General features: G+C 39.4%; 14 protein-coding genes and 2 pseudogenes. 8 read left to right on the plus strand and 8 right to left on the minus strand.

The window, feature by feature from the left end:
• From ACPW7N_RS24555 to moaC, 4 genes are all read left to right on the plus strand, one after another.
• On the plus strand, positions 1-627 hold a 627-nt coding region (locus tag ACPW7N_RS24555; protein WP_425654275.1), incomplete at its 5' end, for a response regulator.
• A gap of 26 nt (positions 628-653) precedes the next feature.
• The gene (locus tag ACPW7N_RS24560; RefSeq protein WP_425654277.1) at positions 654-1,346 is read left to right on the plus strand and encodes a molybdenum cofactor biosynthesis protein MoaE; all 693 of its coding nucleotides are present in this window, start codon (positions 654-656) and stop codon (positions 1,344-1,346) included.
• A gap of 18 nt (positions 1,347-1,364) precedes the next feature.
• A complete protein-coding gene (gene moaA, locus ACPW7N_RS24565; protein ID WP_425654279.1) occupies positions 1,365-2,372 on the plus strand; it encodes a GTP 3',8-cyclase MoaA in 1,008 nt (335 codons plus the stop codon).
• Between the two features lie 6 nt (positions 2,373-2,378).
• A complete protein-coding gene (moaC, locus tag ACPW7N_RS24570; RefSeq protein ID WP_425654282.1) occupies positions 2,379-2,864 on the plus strand; it encodes a cyclic pyranopterin monophosphate synthase MoaC in 486 nt (161 codons plus the stop codon).
• 175 nt (positions 2,865-3,039) lie between these two features.
• Here the strand turns inward: moaC and ACPW7N_RS24575 are convergent, their stop codons facing one another.
• The 4 genes and pseudogenes from ACPW7N_RS24575 to ACPW7N_RS24590 all read right to left on the minus strand — a co-directional run bounded on the left by ACPW7N_RS24575 (position 3,040) and on the right by ACPW7N_RS24590 (position 8,785).
• Positions 3,040-5,991, minus strand: a complete 2,952-nt coding sequence (locus ACPW7N_RS24575; protein ID WP_425654284.1) for a Tn3 family transposase — start codon at positions 5,989-5,991, stop codon at positions 3,040-3,042.
• Positions 5,992-6,011: 20 nt separating this feature from the next.
• The gene (locus ACPW7N_RS24580) at positions 6,012-6,926 is read right to left on the minus strand and encodes a tyrosine-type recombinase/integrase (RefSeq protein WP_425654286.1); all 915 of its coding nucleotides are present in this window, start codon (positions 6,924-6,926) and stop codon (positions 6,012-6,014) included.
• A gap of 300 nt (positions 6,927-7,226) precedes the next feature.
• Positions 7,227-8,378, minus strand: coding sequence for a cation:proton antiporter (locus ACPW7N_RS24585; protein WP_425654288.1), 1,152 nt, complete (start codon positions 8,376-8,378; stop codon positions 7,227-7,229).
• A gap of 226 nt (positions 8,379-8,604) precedes the next feature.
• Positions 8,605-8,785 (minus strand): annotated as a pseudogene (locus tag ACPW7N_RS24590) (helix-turn-helix domain-containing protein).
• Between the two features lie 286 nt (positions 8,786-9,071).
• Here ACPW7N_RS24590 and ACPW7N_RS24595 point away from each other — a divergent pair.
• The 4 genes and pseudogenes from ACPW7N_RS24595 to ACPW7N_RS24610 all read left to right on the plus strand — a co-directional run bounded on the left by ACPW7N_RS24595 (position 9,072) and on the right by ACPW7N_RS24610 (position 13,020).
• Positions 9,072-10,531: pseudogene (locus tag ACPW7N_RS24595) on the plus strand (SulP family inorganic anion transporter).
• Between the two features lie 26 nt (positions 10,532-10,557).
• Complete coding sequence (locus tag ACPW7N_RS24600) at positions 10,558-10,974, plus strand: universal stress protein (protein ID WP_425654290.1); 417 nt, start codon at positions 10,558-10,560, stop codon at positions 10,972-10,974.
• 376 nt (positions 10,975-11,350) lie between these two features.
• Complete coding sequence (locus tag ACPW7N_RS24605; protein ID WP_425654293.1) at positions 11,351-12,670, plus strand: MATE family efflux transporter; 1,320 nt, start codon at positions 11,351-11,353, stop codon at positions 12,668-12,670.
• A 23-nt stretch (positions 12,671-12,693) separates the two neighbouring features.
• The gene (locus ACPW7N_RS24610; RefSeq protein ID WP_425654296.1) at positions 12,694-13,020 is read left to right on the plus strand and encodes a YnfA family protein; all 327 of its coding nucleotides are present in this window, start codon (positions 12,694-12,696) and stop codon (positions 13,018-13,020) included.
• Between the two features lie 221 nt (positions 13,021-13,241).
• On the opposite strand, the gene ACPW7N_RS24615 is transcribed toward ACPW7N_RS24610, so the two are convergent.
• From ACPW7N_RS24615 to modA, 4 genes are read right to left on the minus strand one after another with little or no spacing between them, the layout of a single operon-like run.
• On the minus strand, positions 13,242-14,057 hold the full coding sequence (locus tag ACPW7N_RS24615) for a sulfite exporter TauE/SafE family protein (protein ID WP_425654299.1): 816 nt from the start codon (positions 14,055-14,057) through the stop codon (positions 13,242-13,244).
• The gene (locus ACPW7N_RS24620) at positions 14,044-15,159 is read right to left on the minus strand and encodes a sulfate/molybdate ABC transporter ATP-binding protein (protein ID WP_425654300.1); all 1,116 of its coding nucleotides are present in this window, start codon (positions 15,157-15,159) and stop codon (positions 14,044-14,046) included. Before ACPW7N_RS24620 ends, ACPW7N_RS24615 begins: the two co-directional genes overlap by 14 nt.
• Before the next feature lie 4 nt (positions 15,160-15,163).
• On the minus strand, positions 15,164-15,841 hold the full coding sequence (gene modB / locus ACPW7N_RS24625; RefSeq protein WP_425654303.1) for a molybdate ABC transporter permease subunit: 678 nt from the start codon (positions 15,839-15,841) through the stop codon (positions 15,164-15,166).
• A 15-nt stretch (positions 15,842-15,856) separates the two neighbouring features.
• Positions 15,857-16,675, minus strand: a complete 819-nt coding sequence (gene modA / locus ACPW7N_RS24630; protein ID WP_425654306.1) for a molybdate ABC transporter substrate-binding protein — start codon at positions 16,673-16,675, stop codon at positions 15,857-15,859.
• Positions 16,676-16,721: the final 46 nt, after the last annotated feature.

Consider the following 16,721-nt stretch of genomic DNA (forward strand, 5'->3'; position numbering starts at 1 on the left):
CATCCGATGTTTCGATCGGGATTAAAAAGCGTATTACTGGCTGACCGGAATTTTGAAATTATAGGTGAGGCAAGTACAGGAGAGGAAGCTGTATTAGAGGCGTTAGAAAAAGAGCCAGATGTTGTTCTAATGGATATCAACATGCCTCTTCTCGATGGTATTCAGGCAACAAAACAAATTAAAGAGAGAAAGCCACAAATTCAAGTACTTATTTTAACTATGTATTCTGACGAAGCATATCTCAAAGAGGGGTTAAATGTTGGTGCCTCTGGATATGTTTTAAAGCGAGTAGTAGATACGGAATTAATCACTGCTATTCGGACAGTTCTTCAAGGTGAACATTATATTTATCCTACTTTAGTGCCGTACTTGTACAAGAAATCATTAGTTGAAGTACCACAAGAAAATGCAACAGAAACAGATGATGAGATCTTAAGTTTACGAGAAAAAGAGATCCTGAAATTTATTACACTTGGATATACTCAAAAGGAAATTGCTGACGAGTTGTATATCAGTATAAAAACAGTTGAGACGTATAAGGCCCGGATCATGGAGAAGCTTGGAGTTAAAAAACGGTCCGACTTGGTTCGCTATGCACTAAAACACAATATGATTCTTGATGAATAAATAACCGAAAATGGCGAGGTATTTTTATGAAAGTTCAGGTTCAATTATTTGCAGGTTTAGCGGAAAGAGCAAATATGCGAGTATTAACGATTGAATTATCTACTGGGGCGACAGTGTCTAACTTGATATCACAAGTTACTACCGAGTATCCTTCACTTTCCTCTCTGCTACCTACATGCTTTGTCTCTCTGAATAATGAATATGCTACATCCGATCAAGTCATTCAGGAGGGCGATGACGTAGCCCTTTTACCTCCAGTTAGCGGAGGCGAAGAGGAACGTTTTACTGTTACTGACAAGCCACTGTCAGCTGATTCCTTGATCAAAGTTGTAGCTAACCCGTACTCTGGTGCAATATTAACTTTCGTTGGAACTGTTCGGGAATTTACACATGGTAAGCGAACGGATTCAATTACTTATGAAGCATATGCTCCAATGGCAATAGAAAAGATGAAGCTAATTGATCAGGAAATACAGGAACGTTGGCCAGGTGCACAAGTTGCAATGAAACATAGAATAGGCGATTTAGAGATCCAAGATATTGCAGTTATCATTGCTGTGGCAACTCCACACAGAAATGAATCGTTCGAAGCTGGACGGTATGCCATTGAGAGGTTAAAACAAATTGTCCCAATTTGGAAAAGAGAGAATTGGGAGGACGGTAGTGAATGGAAGGGACACCAGCAAGGTCCATGGAATCCAATTACACAAAAAATGTAGTTTATCGGGGGGAGAACCATGACCGATGAGAAATTGGTAGACCGATTTGGAAGAATTCATGATTATTTGCGTATATCAGTTACAGATCGGTGTAACTTACGATGTGTTTATTGCATGCCTGCTGAAGGAGTTGAATTCCAACCACACAGTTGTATTCTACGCTTCGAAGAGATAGTAGAGGTTGTGAAGCACGCAGCAAGCCTGGGTGTAAAAAGATTACGCCTCACAGGTGGAGAACCACTTGTACGTAAGGATATTGAAAAGCTGGTTTACCAACTTGCAAGTATTAATGAAATTGAAGATATTGCACTTACCACAAATGGGATATTCTTGGCTCAAAAAGCAAAGGTTTTAAAAGATGTTGGTTTGAACAGAGTAAATATTAGTTTAGATACAATGAAATCAGAGAGGTATCTTGCGATTACTAGAGGTGGGGAACTAAAACGAGTACTGGAAGCAATTGAGGCTAGTATCGAGGTTGGTTTTTCTCCCATAAAACTAAATGTGGTATTGATGCGGGGTATTAATGATGATGAGGTCAATGACTTTTTGCGGTTAACCATGCATTGGCCGATAAATGTTCGGTTTATTGAATTTATGCCGATTGGTGAAACCTCCGACGAGTGGAGAAGCAGATATCTTCCGTTGTCTACTGTATTAGAGAGCGCCAAGGAGATGGGCTTTACCGATGTAAAGAAGGATTCTGTATTTGGAAATGGGCCTAGCGAGAATTATCGTTTACCAAATGCGGTAGGAACTTTTGGGTTAATTCATCCTGTAAGCGATCACTTTTGTAATAACTGTAATCGCTTGCGTCTGACTGCTGATGGCAATTTGAAGAGCTGCCTATACTGGCAGGATGAAGTAAATGTAAGATCGTATATTAATAACCCAATGGCTATGAAGCAATTATTTTATAAAGTTATTTCAGCAAAACCAGAAAATCATGAGATGGCACAAGCGTTTGATAATCAAGAACCGTCTCATACACCTACCTCTAGGAGGATGTCACAAATTGGAGGTTAAGCAATCGTGACCTATGAGGATAAGCTAACTCATTTTAATAAACAAGATCGTGCAAAAATGGTTGATATATCTGACAAGCAAAACACGGTTAGGATGGCAGTTGCAAAGAGTCAGATCAATATGTTGCCCGAAACTTTAAATAGAATCAAAGCAGGAAATATCTCTAAAGGAGACGTGTTGGCAGTCGCACAAATAGCAGGAGTCATGGCAGCTAAAAAAACGTCTGAAATCATTCCAATGTGTCATCCGCTTTTTTTAACCGGGATTGATATTATTTTTGACTACTTTGGTAGAGATATCCTTACAGTTGAAGCAATCGTTAAGACTTCAGGTAACACTGGAGTTGAGATGGAAGCATTAACTGCTGTAAGCGTTGCTACTCTTACCGTCTATGACATGTGTAAAGCGATGGACAAAGAGATGGTAATCGGTCCGACTTATTTGCAAAGTAAGTCTGGGGGGAAAAGTGGGGACTTTCATCGTAGTGGATAACAAGGATGAATAAATTTGATTATCATGACTTTTTAAACACAATCTAAAAAATTGTGTTTTTTTTATTCCGATAATTAAAGTCAATTGTATTATCCACACTAAGAGGGGTACAGCCGAGATACGTGTAAAAATGGGTCATAGTCTGGTAAGTATTTCCATACCATGACCCATTCTCTTAGATAGGTACTGACATTTCTCCTTCAAGTGGCTGTGGAATGTTTTCTAAGTCAATGACATAATCTCCAAAACGCTTGATATGCTTGGTTAAATAAGGACTAAGAACTGTTATATCATCTCTAAATAATTGCTGTCCTTCTTTGATCAGATCACGTAAAATCAGGGTTATGTCTATCACATTCTGAAAGATTACTGCATTTGCCACAAGATCATTGTATTTGATCCGTTTTTCTTGTTCTTCAGGATCATTCTCAGCAATCACACCGTCTCCTCCAAAGAAAAGCCACTTTGAAAATCCATTGTACGCTTCCACTTTATTTGTACTAGCCGTAATCTGTTCACGCAGCTTGATATCGGAAATGTACTTTAGAAGAAAAACGGTACGAACAACACGACCCAATTCCCTAAATGCCTGATATAGTCGGTTCTTTCGACTATAATTACTAAGTTTTCTAAGTAAGGTTGAAGGTAGCACTTTACCTTCTTTGATCGAGAGAACAACCTGAAGGAGATCTTTCCAGTGTGTTTCGAGTAATTCCCAATCTACCGTATCGCTGAATAACGGCTCAATGTGTTTATACACGGTATCGTTACTTGGTCTGAAGAATTTGAGGTCTTTCCAATTTCGAATCCTGGGCATAAGATTTATTCCTAGCAGATAAGCTAATGCGAATACAGGTGTAGATTGACCTTGAGTATCTGCATGTAACGTATCAGGTTGAATGTCCGATTTATTCTTTAGCAAACCATCAATAATGTAGACGGCTTCCCATACTCCGCAAGGAATAAAGTGGCTGAATAAAGCAATATAGGTATCAGAAACATGATGATAGGCAATGCCACCATAACCGCCATAGCGAATATGGTATTCAGACAACAAATTTTCTTCGTATAAATCAAACTTCGTTCCATCCGCCGCAGCTGTCTTACCATCTCCCCATATTTTAGGTAAGCTCAACGTATTGTATTGATTAAGAATATCACGTATAGCTGCATCTAGCTTTTGAGCTGTTACATGTCGCCGGTTTACAAAAGAAAGCATATGTGGCGTTACCAAACTTCGCATATGTTTAGAGGTTTGGGCTGGTCCAAGATTACATCCATATCCAAAAGTTGTGACAATATAACGTTCAGTAGGTTGTTCTATCTTTGGATCGGTACCAGACAAAGGACCAAAATGTCTGGTCCAATGACTCCAATGCTCAACGTTACAAAGCACATCTAGTACATTCCGTTCTTGTAAGCGTTGAGTAATTGCAGATTCCAAAGATTTAAGTGTTGCAGAAGACTCCTTTTTCGTTACACGTTTGAGAGCAGGTTCTGCTGTTTCATTAATGATTACTTGACCATTCTCTGGATAATTGTAGTCTACTTGCTCTGCTGTTTGTGTTAACCATTCTTTTAATTGCTGAATAAATCCATGAGAGGAGATTTCAAAGCCTAACTCTTTACAATAGTCGGCAACCATCGGCTCACACTCTTCCCAGGAAAGAAGTTGTTCGCGATAATCTGCATAGTTTTCTGAACCTTTAACAAATAGATCACCGGTTTTTAATTCAGATGCAAGGTAGGAAAAGACACAGACTTCTAAATGCTTACGAGCTATTTGCCCATTTCCATTCCTACCGATCAAAGTACGTTTCCATTGTTCACTAATAAAGGACAAATCAATTGATTCTGGCAGCCACTCTACTCGTCGATTCTCATGCTCTTGTAAAAAAATTAAGGCTTCAGTAAGTGATTGGTCTTGAGTAGTAGAATGAATATCGAGCAGTCGTATCAAGCGAAACAATAGTTTTCGATATTTTCGATAAAATTTCCAAAGAAGTGGGAAGTAATTATTCCTATTATAGGAAGAAACAGCATCGCAATCATCCATTAGTGTTTGAATACCACCACGAGCAGCTAGAAGTTTTCTCACTTTTTCCCCAAGGGCTGTATCATTATCTGTACCTTCTGATGTTTGCAGGACTTCAGTAAAGACAGAAATCAAATTTTCTGTCTTTGAACGGTGCTGCTCTCTGAGCAATTCTAATTCTTCTTTACCGTTTTTATGAATCGTGCCTATTCGTTTTAAAAACATTTCAACTAGATTATCACGAGTCGTCACCCTTGCGCGATATATCATACTCAACAAAAGCATGTATCGTTTAGGTGGAGTGAAGTCCCGTATTTCAGCTATGTCTAATGCCCGTGCCTCGGCAGCAAAATGTTTGATTTTTGCATTGGGTACTCCCTCTAATAACCGTTCTATATCACCAAGAGACGCTAGCCAGGATAATCTCGTTTGTAGATCTTGAAAATGAGTTTTCGTAGAACTTTTAGGTAACTCTTTGAGATCATTATACGCAGAGCGACGCTTATCTTCAGGAGTAACCAATAATTGATCAAGAAGGTTTATTTCGTCATGAGAAAGGCGTTGTAATACCTCATTGAAAAATCGGTAATTGACTAATGATCTAATTCGACGAGTTAACCGATCCAAGGTACTAAACGCTGGCAGTTCACATCGTTCTTTAATCATTTCTGCAATAGCTACGTTAATAAGGTCTGCCGGGTTATCCATAACTTGAGCTGCTTTGTAAACGGCTGTGGTGGCAATATGTAGAGGATATTTTCCGTAAGGAATTACCTTCAAATATTCTCGAATGGCTTTCTGATGCCGATATAGTGATTTAGAAAGAAAATTTGGCTCCACATCATTTGCTAAGTTTAAGGAAGAACGTATGTGACTTACAATGATAATAGGTATATCTTTTGGCCGTGGGAAGTAGCCAAGGCGTTGAAAGGATTTCATCATGACCAAGAGGCTTAAAACTGGCACAGTTCCACGAGCTACAGAATGAGCAAACTGAATTTCATCTGATGTTGGTGCATAAACCTCATGAAGTTCTTTAGAAGATGGGTTTCGTTTAAACCGAGGATAGGCTGTACGTTCAATCGATGCCACTTCTGTTCCTCCTCATAGGCTCATTGCCAAGCTATTTTTTCTACTTCGGATTGTAGATCAGAACGAGTAGCTTTGACATAGATCATGGTTGTGTCTAAGCTGTCATGTCCCATTATTTGTGCTAACCGATGTAGTGGGGTATTTTCGGCCATGACATAGCCGAATCGATGCCGCAAATCGTGTGCACTTAATCCTTCTAGTCGAGCTAATTTCATGTATTTTTGAATGAGATGCCGCAAAGCACGTTCCGTTAATCGATCGCCAGTTTTCTCGGATGGAAACAAAAATAGGGAATCATTCTTTAATTGAGCCATATATCTTTCAAGCGCAGCTCTACATGTGGAGTTTAGTGGCACTTCGCGCTGTTTATTTCGTTTTCCAGAGCGAACCATCAATTGTCCGCTGCGTTTTCCGATGACAACATCATTAGGAGACAGATCGCAGACTTCCATTGTTCTCAAACCGGTGTGTAGCATTAAGGTGATAATCGTTTGGTCCCGGATTGATCCGTTATGTTCCACAGCAGCAATTAAAGCAGCTTCTTCTTTTTCCGACATCTGTCGAGGGCTTGCTTTTTCTTCTGGTACCAACTTCACCGGCTTGGACGGATCACGGCGTAAGAATCCTTCGGATGTAGCCCACTCAAAGAATCGTTTCAGCGTAAGAATCCTTCGGTTTATGGTGGCGGGTTTCAGTTTCATCTCTCTCTGGGTGACTTCCCGGTACCGCGTGATGGTAGGAGTGGCCACATCTTCGATACGGAATGTTATCGTTTCTTCAGATGCTTGTTTCCCCTCAAACCATCCAATAAAGTGCTTCAAATCTCCGGCATACTCTTTTACAGTTTTTGGATTCAAATCTTCTTTAGTTTCAAGATTGTGAATAAAGTTATGAATGATTTTTTTACCTTGTTCCGAAACTCCAATTCCATTCATTGCGAACCCTCCAAACTATTGAATTACATTAGCGGACATGGTAATTTTATCTTAGCGTGAACATTAGCGGACATCAACACCTAGTTTAGAATATGTTCAATGTCCACTAATATAATTTAGTGGACATTGTAATTAAGCAATTTTAATTAGAAGATCTACTAGGAGATGATTCATCCAACAAAAGAGGGTGGACACACATTATTACATTTTCTGGGACTAGTCTTTTTTCTTACTCTAAGAATGTTCCGATTTTGTTTGTGTCTTTCTTTTTTACTCCGAGTGATAAGTTTCATGAATTGCTCATGCATTCTTTCCTACATCCTCCATTTTGGTTTTAAAGAACCACTTCATCATAGGTGGAGTTATAATAGTAGTTACAAGAATGACAACCACAAGAACGGCAAACATATCTTGACTCAACAGGTCGGCTTCTAAACCGATAGCTGCTATAATTAATGACACTTCGCCCCGAGACACCATTGCTGAACCAATACCTAATGAGCTATTCCAAGAGAATCCCGATAGTTTTGCACCGATGGATGCTCCCATTAGTTTTGTTAAGATGGCTAGAATGCTTAATAGGACAATGAGACCTACATTTTCAGATAAACCAGTAAACTGAGCTGTGATACCAATAGATGTAAAAAATACTGGTACGAAAATGGAATAACTAATGGTTTCAACCTTTTCAAATATCTCGTGTTTATAATCAGTTAAACTGATTACTACTCCAGCTATATAAGCTCCGATAATCGCTGCAACTCCTGTATAATCTGCGATATATGCATAAACAAAACACACAATCAAAGCAGATGAGATGACAGATTCAGTTACTTTTAATGGTGCAAATTTTTCCAAAAACCATGGTACGACTTTCCACCCAACTAGAATTGCTCCAGCAAAATAGACTGCTTTTTTTATGATAAGGGTTCCTAAATTCACGTCTCCACCAGACAAACTCATTAAGAACGCTAAAGCAAGAATCACAACAACATCATCAATTACGGCTGCTCCTAAGATCGTTGCTCCTTCTCGTGTTTTTAATTGGTTCATCTCTTTTAAAGCTTGAACAGAGATACTCACACTTGTTGCGGATAATAATAATCCTAAAAACCAAGACTGTATCGAAGAAAGATTTATCATCATACCAGCTACGTATCCTAAAACAAGTGGAACCACAATCCCACCAATACCTACAAACGTAGAAGTTCTTCCAGTCCGTTTAAACTCATCGATATCCGTTTCTAATCCTGCAATGAACATAAGAAGGATGACACCGATCTGGCTTATTTCATTTAATATTTCTGTATCCGTCACCAATCCCAAAACCGAAGGTCCTAATACGATTCCAATTAATAGCTTACCAAGTACGGAGGGTTGACCTAACCGTACGCTTACATCTCCCGCAATTTTAGATGCAATTAGAATAATAGCTAATTGAAGAATTAACACAATAAGATCACCTTTCTCTTCTTATAATTTGACAACATAAGAAATACAAAAAGGAGCCTGTTACCAAAAGGGCATAACTATCCCTTGGTGACAGGCTCCTCCAAAAAAACGAAAATTATTCATTCGTTAGTATGACTTTCCTTCAATATGATTAGCTAAAGATACTATATTGTCTTATGCGTTCAATAATCGATCTAGTGGCTACTATCATGATACTTGGGTATTTTTATAACCTTTCCCCGTTTTTGAGTTTCTCAATAAAAACTCCGAGATCTTCTTTTTACTCTCCAATGACGTCCTATCTTAAATCCTGGTATTTTTCCGGTTTGAACCAATTTATACGTTGACATTTCACTTAATTGCAAATATTCGGCAACCTGAGAGATAGTCATAATCTCCTGTGTCATCAATAAAGCCTCCAGCCTAAATTTATCACAAAAGCTATGATACTACATTTGTTGAAATATATCAAATTATAAATGGTTATACTCAGTTATACTCAGTTATAAAATGTAGATATGTAGCGAATGAAAGAGTAAAGAAGAGGAAAACAAAGATAATCATCGAAATAATCACTTACATTTCATTTTGTAAAAGTTTTTTAGCGTGATATGATTCAAAATGTTGAAAACGGCCCTGGCTTTTGTGAGAGTCAAAAGCCATTACTATTTATTCTTAGAAAGAGGTGTTATTTTGAATTTTCAAACACTTAGACAGGAATGGTTTGGAAATCTGAAAGGAGATATCCTCTCTGGTATTGTAGTAGCTTTAGCTTTAATCCCAGAAGCTATTGCTTTTTCTATCATTGCAGGAGTAGACCCAATGGTCGGTTTATATGCATCATTTTGTATCGCTGTCATTATTGCTTTTGTTGGTGGAAGACCTGGTATGATTTCAGCTGCCACAGGAGCTATGGCGCTCCTTATGGTCACGTTAGTTACCGATCATGGTATACAGTATTTGTTTGCGGCAACGATTCTAACGGGTTTTATACAAGTTTTGTTCGGGTATTTGAAACTAGCTAGTTTCATGAAATTTGTCCCTAGATCAGTTATGGTAGGATTCGTCAATGCTCTAGCTATTCTCATCTTTACGGCTCAATTGCAACACTTCATTGGCGAAACATGGATAATGTATGCGTTAGTAGGTATTACTCTGGCTATTATTTATCTTCTTCCGAAATTAACAACAGCTATTCCATCGGCACTTGTTGCCATTATTGTAGTAACTTTAATTGCAATATTTGGTGATGTAAACATTCGAACAGTTGGAGATTTAGGTGCATTAACGCAAAGTCTGCCTTTTTTCATGATCCCATCTGTTCCATTTACACTTGAAACTCTGCTCATTATTTTACCTTACTCACTAGCACTAGCTATCGTGGGATTACTTGAATCATTGTTAACAGCCACTATTGTGGATGATATGACTGATACGGAAAGTGACAAGAACAAAGAGAGTCGTGGGCAAGGCTATGCGAACATAGTTACTGGATTTTTCGGAGGAATGGCAGGTTGTGCCATGATTGGTCAATCTGTAATTAATGTTAAGTCTGGCGGAAGAGGTCGTTTATCTGCTTTGGTTGCTGGTGTATTTCTCATGTTCTTGATTATGGTGTTAGGTGGAATCGTAGTACAAATACCTATGGCTGCTTTGGTTGGTGTTATGATCATGGTTTCTATTGGAACGTTTGATTGGAGTTCGTTAAAAACCCTCCATAAATTCCGCGAACTGATGCGATTGTCATGCTAGTTACTGTGGGGACTGTGGTCTTTACACATGATTTATCAAAAGGCGTTTTTGCAGGAGTAATACTAAGTGCAATCTTCTTTGCAGCGAAAATATCAAAAACTCATGTGGAAGAAAAACTAGTCCAAAACGGTACAAAGAAGATATACAAAGTAAGAGGACAAATCTTCTTTGCTTCGGTTACTGATTTACCACAAAAATTCACTTTTAATGACTCTGTGAAGGAGGTTGAACTTGATTTATCAGAAGCACATCTTTGGGATGATTCTGCAATTGGAGCATTAGATAAAATAGAGACGAAATTCGAACAAAATAACATAAAGGTAGTCATTACTGGATTGAATAAAGAGAGCTTACAATTGAAAAAACGGATTGGTGGTCTTGCAAAAAGCTCAGGTCATTAAAAGATCCGTACTGGAGGTGGGAATGTTTGTTCAAGAAAATTTTATTAGCTACTGATGGATCTGAGCATTCAATTCGATCTGCAAGAAGTGCAATTGAATTAGCGAAAAAATTTGATGGTATGATTGATGTTGTTTATGTAGTTAATGGAGAAACATCAAAGTCAGATGTATTACATTACGGTAACGATCTTACATTAGCTGAAAAAAGAAATGAAAGAATAAAACCTGTACTTGATCTACTAGTTGAGAGTGCGGTGCAGTATAAAGTCAAAATTCTTCATGGTGAACCAGGCCCTACTATTATCAAGTTGGCTAATGAACAGGATTACGATTGTGTGGTGCTAGGTAGTAGAGAACTAAATAATTTCCAAACATTTATACTAGGTAGTGTAAGTCATAAAGTTGCTAAACGAGCAGAATGCCCCGTTCTTATAGTAAAGTAAATTAACAGATAAAGAAGGGGCTGTCTCAAAAGTCGATTTTTCCGACTAGGAGACGCTCCTTTTGCATATCAAAACCTTGATAAATCAACGTTTCTGATTTTTGGATGTTAGCGGATTTGCCCTTTTTAGACAGCCCCTTCTTATCTGTTTGCTTATTTTTAATAGGCAATAAGAACTTTTGAATAGCTACCCATAGACAATTCATAGAAGCATAATTTTCATTCAAATAATGTCCACTAATGCTTGTGATTCAATTTTACACGTATCTCGGTGCTACCCCGAGTAGGAGAAACCGGCTTCTTCATGATCATTATTCGCTTAGCGTATATTTTCTGACGTAAAAAGACGGGACCCCATGATAAGGTTGTGTATCTCATTGAAAAATACTCTTGCTACGAAGAGCATATTGCTTTTGGCTTGGCCAGCAATTGTCGAAAATTTTCTCATCAGTGCTGTTGGTTTTGTTGATACCCTTTTTATTTCCAAGCTGGGGCTTTCAGAAGTAGCGGCCGTTGGTGTGACGAATGCAATCATGCAAATTTACTTTGCTGTATTTATGTCGATAGCAACAGCTTCAACCATCTTTATTTCTCGTGCAATCGGTGAAAACAACGGTGCCAAAGTCCGAGATATCACCTCTCAAGCGATCTTGCTATCACTGTTTGTAGGTCTTGTTCTTGGCGCCATCTCATTCTTTTTTTCGGAATCTATGATGTCCATAATGGGGGCAAGCCCAGATGTTCTTCAAGTCGGGATTCCATACTTCCAAATCGTTGCTGTCCCATCTATCGTATTATCCCTATTCTTTACTGCAGGAGCCATACTGCGCGGATCGGGGGACACACGAACGCCCTTGCGCGTTGCTCTTTGGATGAACACCGTACATATTGTGCTCGATTACGTGTTAATTTTCGGTGTGTTCTTCGACGGTTTTGGAATTAAAGGTGCTGCAATGGCTACATTATTGTCCAGACTTTTCAGCGTTTTTTTTCTCTTGTGGTATCTACATAATCGAAGAGTGATTTCACAACTGCGCCTTTGGTCTATTCGTCGTGACCTTCTCGCAAAATTGAGTCGGTTGGCAACACCTGCTGCTCTTGAACGTTTATTTATGAGAACGGGGCAAATCCTTTATTTTGGTATGATTATCCGGATGGGTACCGAAGTTTATGCAGCTCATACGTTAACGGGTAATTTTACGATGTTTTCAACGATTGTGGGGACTGGACTCACGGTAGCAACAACGACATTGATCGGGAAAAGTATAGGGGCAAAGCAGATCGAGGAAACAAAGAACTTAGGAACGGTAGCAATTTGGGTCAGTTCTCTTGTGATGACGGCAGTGCTGGTCATCGTATGGAGCATATCATTTACTGCTACTCATCTATTCACGGACGACCCATTTGTTATTAGGCTAATCGTAACCATCTTGTTCATTGATGTAATTGCTCAACCAGCAACCGGGGCAGTGACTGCTCTTACTGCTATTTTACAATCCGGAGGCGATACAAAGTTCCCTATGTATGTAACCTGGTTTGGCATTTGGGGGATACGAACTCTTGGAGTGTATATTCTCGGTGTTCATTTAGGTTGGGGGTTGGTAGGAGCATGGATTGCAATTGCAATGGATAACTACATACGGGCGGTGATTCTATTTATTCGATATCGCTCCTTTAGATGGGTAAAACAAATATAATTCAAACGAAGAGGTGCAAGAGAATGTTTAAAGCCGCTTTTATTTTTATTCTTGCCGGATTGGCAGAAATAGGGGGAGGGTATCTTATATGGCTTTGGCTAAGGGAAGGGAAATCTTTTTGGTTAGGTGGGGTTGGCGGTATATTGCTGGCACTTTATGGTGTGATCGCTACTATTCAATCCTTTCCTTCTTTCGGTCGGGTATACGCGGCATACGGCGGGGTATTTATTGTTTTGTCTGTTCTATGGGGATGGGGAATCGATAAAAAGACACCTGATCTCTACGATTGGATCGGTGCTGCGATCTGTGTAATCGGCGTATCGGTCATGTTATGGGCTCCAAGAAATTGACATCATGTTCTCTCTATATAGAATCCATACCGGTAGTTATATGAATTGCTTAGAGTAGTAGCATATGCTAAGTTGGAGTCGCTTAAAGGCTTAGCGTATATTTTCGTTAAAATATTGGCGGCCCCCTAATAGACCGGTAACCTATACGCTAAGGATACCGGCGTTTTTTCTGTCAATCAGGGCTTAGCGTACAAAATTAAATTGTTTGCAGGACCCCATTCCTATTTTTTGTGCTGTTCTTTCTTCCGAACTTTTAGATACATCTTGCATGCAGATATGATCAGAATCAGCCCCAAGATAAGCTTCAGTAGACTATTCGAAACGGCCCCCATTAACATACCCCCAATGAGAGCTCCGATAATGGAACCGAATCCCATCGGTAGAACTAACTGAGTTAGGTCTTCTTTTTTCTGAAATGCACCGTTTTTTCGATGACGTAATAAACCAATCATTACAGTAGGTAAACTTATCAAGAGACTCGCGGTACCAGCCACCTTGATATCCACTCCAAAAATAAGTATCAGGGTCGGAATAATAAGTTCACCACCTGCTACACCGAGCAGACTACTAACAGCACCAATGATGGTTCCCATTATAATTCCAACAACTATTGAAGTAAGTATAGACATAGATAACCCATGGGGATTCAAAGCAAAAACCGATTCGATTAGTAGTAAACAACCTATGGCTACAAGCAATACTAAAATGACTTTCTCCAACGCTCGTTCCGTCAAGTGTTTTGCATATTGTGCTCCTGCATTGGCACCAAGTATACCACCGGAGATGAGCGCAAGGATGACGGGTGATTCAGCAAGAAGATCCTGTAAAGGAGCTTGTGGTAATCGAAAAATTAGGGATGAGATTACTGTTATCAAGCTAACAGCTAAGTTCAAAGAAACTGCTTGACGTGCCGAATATTTGAACAATCCAACGAGAACGGGAAGGCGAAACTCGGCTCCGCCAAGTCCTATTAGTCCCCCGAGACATCCGATAGGTATAGCTGTTGTAACAGCCCAGAATGATTTATTTTTGTTCAATATTATTCCCCTCACCAAGTGTACTGGCTTTTAAATAATCATCTTCAATTAAGAACAGGTTTTCTGGTGGAATGTGGACAAAAACCGTACTTATTTTGTTTTTCTTTAACATTATCCACTGTGATTCTGAAATATCAGCCTGGATAATGTAACCTTCGTATTGTAGAAAGAGTGTTACTGAAAAAAGACCTTCGCTAACCTCTTTAATTTGACAAGAGAAACTATTATTCGTTCCGAAAGGTTCCATTCCAACCTGAACATGATGCGAGCGAGCCCCAACTAATCCGGATTTTGTTTTTAATGAACTCTTCTGTGAAATGTAAAGTTGCATGTTATGCAAGCGAACTAGTGTTTTCTCACCGTCACTCTTCTCAATCTCAACCGGAAGAAGGTTTTTGCAACCAGTTATTTGAGAGGCAGTAAGGTTTACCGGATTGCGTAACAGTTCTTCTTTAGAACCCATTTGTACGATTTGTCCATTCGCATAAATCATCATGCGATTACACAATCGATAGGCTTCATCGATATTATGTGTAACAAGTAGCACTGTTCCCGAGTAGTTTTCTCGAATCATCGATAGGAGTTCTTGTTCCAAAAGTGATTTCACATGGCTGTCAACCGCAGAGAAAGGTTCATCCAGCAGTAATAGTTCGGGCCGAGTGATGAGGGTACGTGCTAATGCTACACGTTGTTGTTGTCCACCGGAAAGCTCACTTGGGTAACGACTTTGAAGACCATGCAATTGCATCTTTTCAATCATGTCACAGACTAGGCTTTGTCGTTCTTTATTGTCCAAATGTTTTAAGCCGAAGGAAATATTTTGACTAACGGTCAGATGGGGGAAAAGCGCATAATTCTGAAATACATATCCAATATTTCGAATACGGGGTGCGATATGGATGTTTTGTGTAGCATCGAAAATTACCTTCCCATTTAAAACAATTCGCCCCTCATCAGGTCGAAGCAAGCCTGCGATGCACCGTAACGTCATACTCTTCCCACATCCAGACGGACCAAGAATTCCGACCATTTCTTTGCCGACAGAAAAAGCTGAGTGAAGTGTAAAGGAATCCAATTGTTTGGAAATAGATACCTCAAGCATTTGACTAAAACCCCTTCTTTCCCATACGCTTTTCCAACCGGTTCAGTGTGAACAATACGACAATTGATACGGCTGTCATGATCAGAACTAACTGGTTTGTTAATGCCGTGTTCCCAGTTTGCATGGCATCATAGATGGCGATTGGCATTGTCAATGTTCGATCTGGAATGCTGCCAGAAACCATTAAAGTTGTGCCAAAATCTCCTAGTGCCCGAGCGAATGACAAAATAATGCCTGATGCAATCCCGCGCCATGCCAGTGGAACGATAATCGAGAAGAAAATATTCAACTCACTCCGTCCAAGTAACGTGGCTGCATGAATCATGTCGCGCCCAACTTCTGAAAAGGCAGCTCTTGCTGACTTGATCAGGTACGGAATAGAAACGACAGATGCGGCAATCACCGCACCTGTCGGGGTAAATACAAGCATGATCTGAAACTTTTCTTCAAGGAATCGTCCGATCCAACTTTCCCGTCCTAGTATCACAAGTAAATAATACCCAAGTACAGTCGGTGGCAACACAATGGGTAATGTGATCATTGTATCAATTATGTCTGATAGTTTACTCTTCGTTTTGCTTAAATAGTAAGCCACGGGGAGTCCTATCATCATCCCAAATATCGTTGCCAATAAGGCTACCTTTAAAGACAGAAACAATGGAAATAAGTTGAGGTCCTCCATGTTAGCTTCTCCTCGTTATTTACTCTCCTCTGGAGGAGGGGCAAAACCATATTTCTGCATGATTTTACGGCTTTCTGGTTCATTTACAAATGTAATGAATTGACGGGCTAGTTCTTCTTCCTTGGTTCCTTGAATAACAGCTATTGATTGATTAAGTGGTTTGTGCATAGATGGGTCAATCAATTGAAATGTCACTTCATCCTCTTTGGCGATGGACTGTGCGATAATTCCAGCCTCTGCATTCCCTGTGAGAACGAAGGTCAACGTTTCAGAGATATTTTTGCCAAATACCAATTTGTCTTTTACTTTTTCCCATAATCCGGCCTTTTCAAGTGCCTGTTTGGCAGCCATACCGTATGGAGCATGTTCAGGATTGGCAATCGCAATTTTTTTAATCTGTGGATCTAAAAGATCTTTAAGTTCTCGAACCTGATATGTGCTTTTTATTGGAACAGCAAGTCCAATACGTCCTTGTGCATACAATTGTTGTGTATCAGGTATGACTTTTCCTTTTTTCTTTAAATTGTCAACAAAGGTGATATTGGCTGCGGCAAATACATCGAAAGGAGCCCCATTTTCAATTTGTGTTGCCAGTGATCCTGTAGAACCGAAGGTGAATACCACTTTGCTGTTTGTTTTCTTTTCAAAAACTTGTCCAATTTCTGTAAACGCATGGGTTAAATCTGATGCTGCTGCCACTGTTATTTTCCGCTCATTTGATGATGGAGGAGTAGCTTTTTCATTTTCTGTTGCGGAGTGTGAAGAACACCCAGAGATCCATACAAACATAATACTAATCATAACAAAACATAACAAACGAATTCTTTGTTTCACGATTCCCTCTCCTTTTTTGTACAAAACATAACTAAATCACTCTATT

The organism is Brevibacillus nigriterrae, assembly GCF_049846925.1.
In the GTDB taxonomy this organism is placed as follows: domain Bacteria; phylum Bacillota; class Bacilli; order Brevibacillales; family Brevibacillaceae; genus Brevibacillus_H.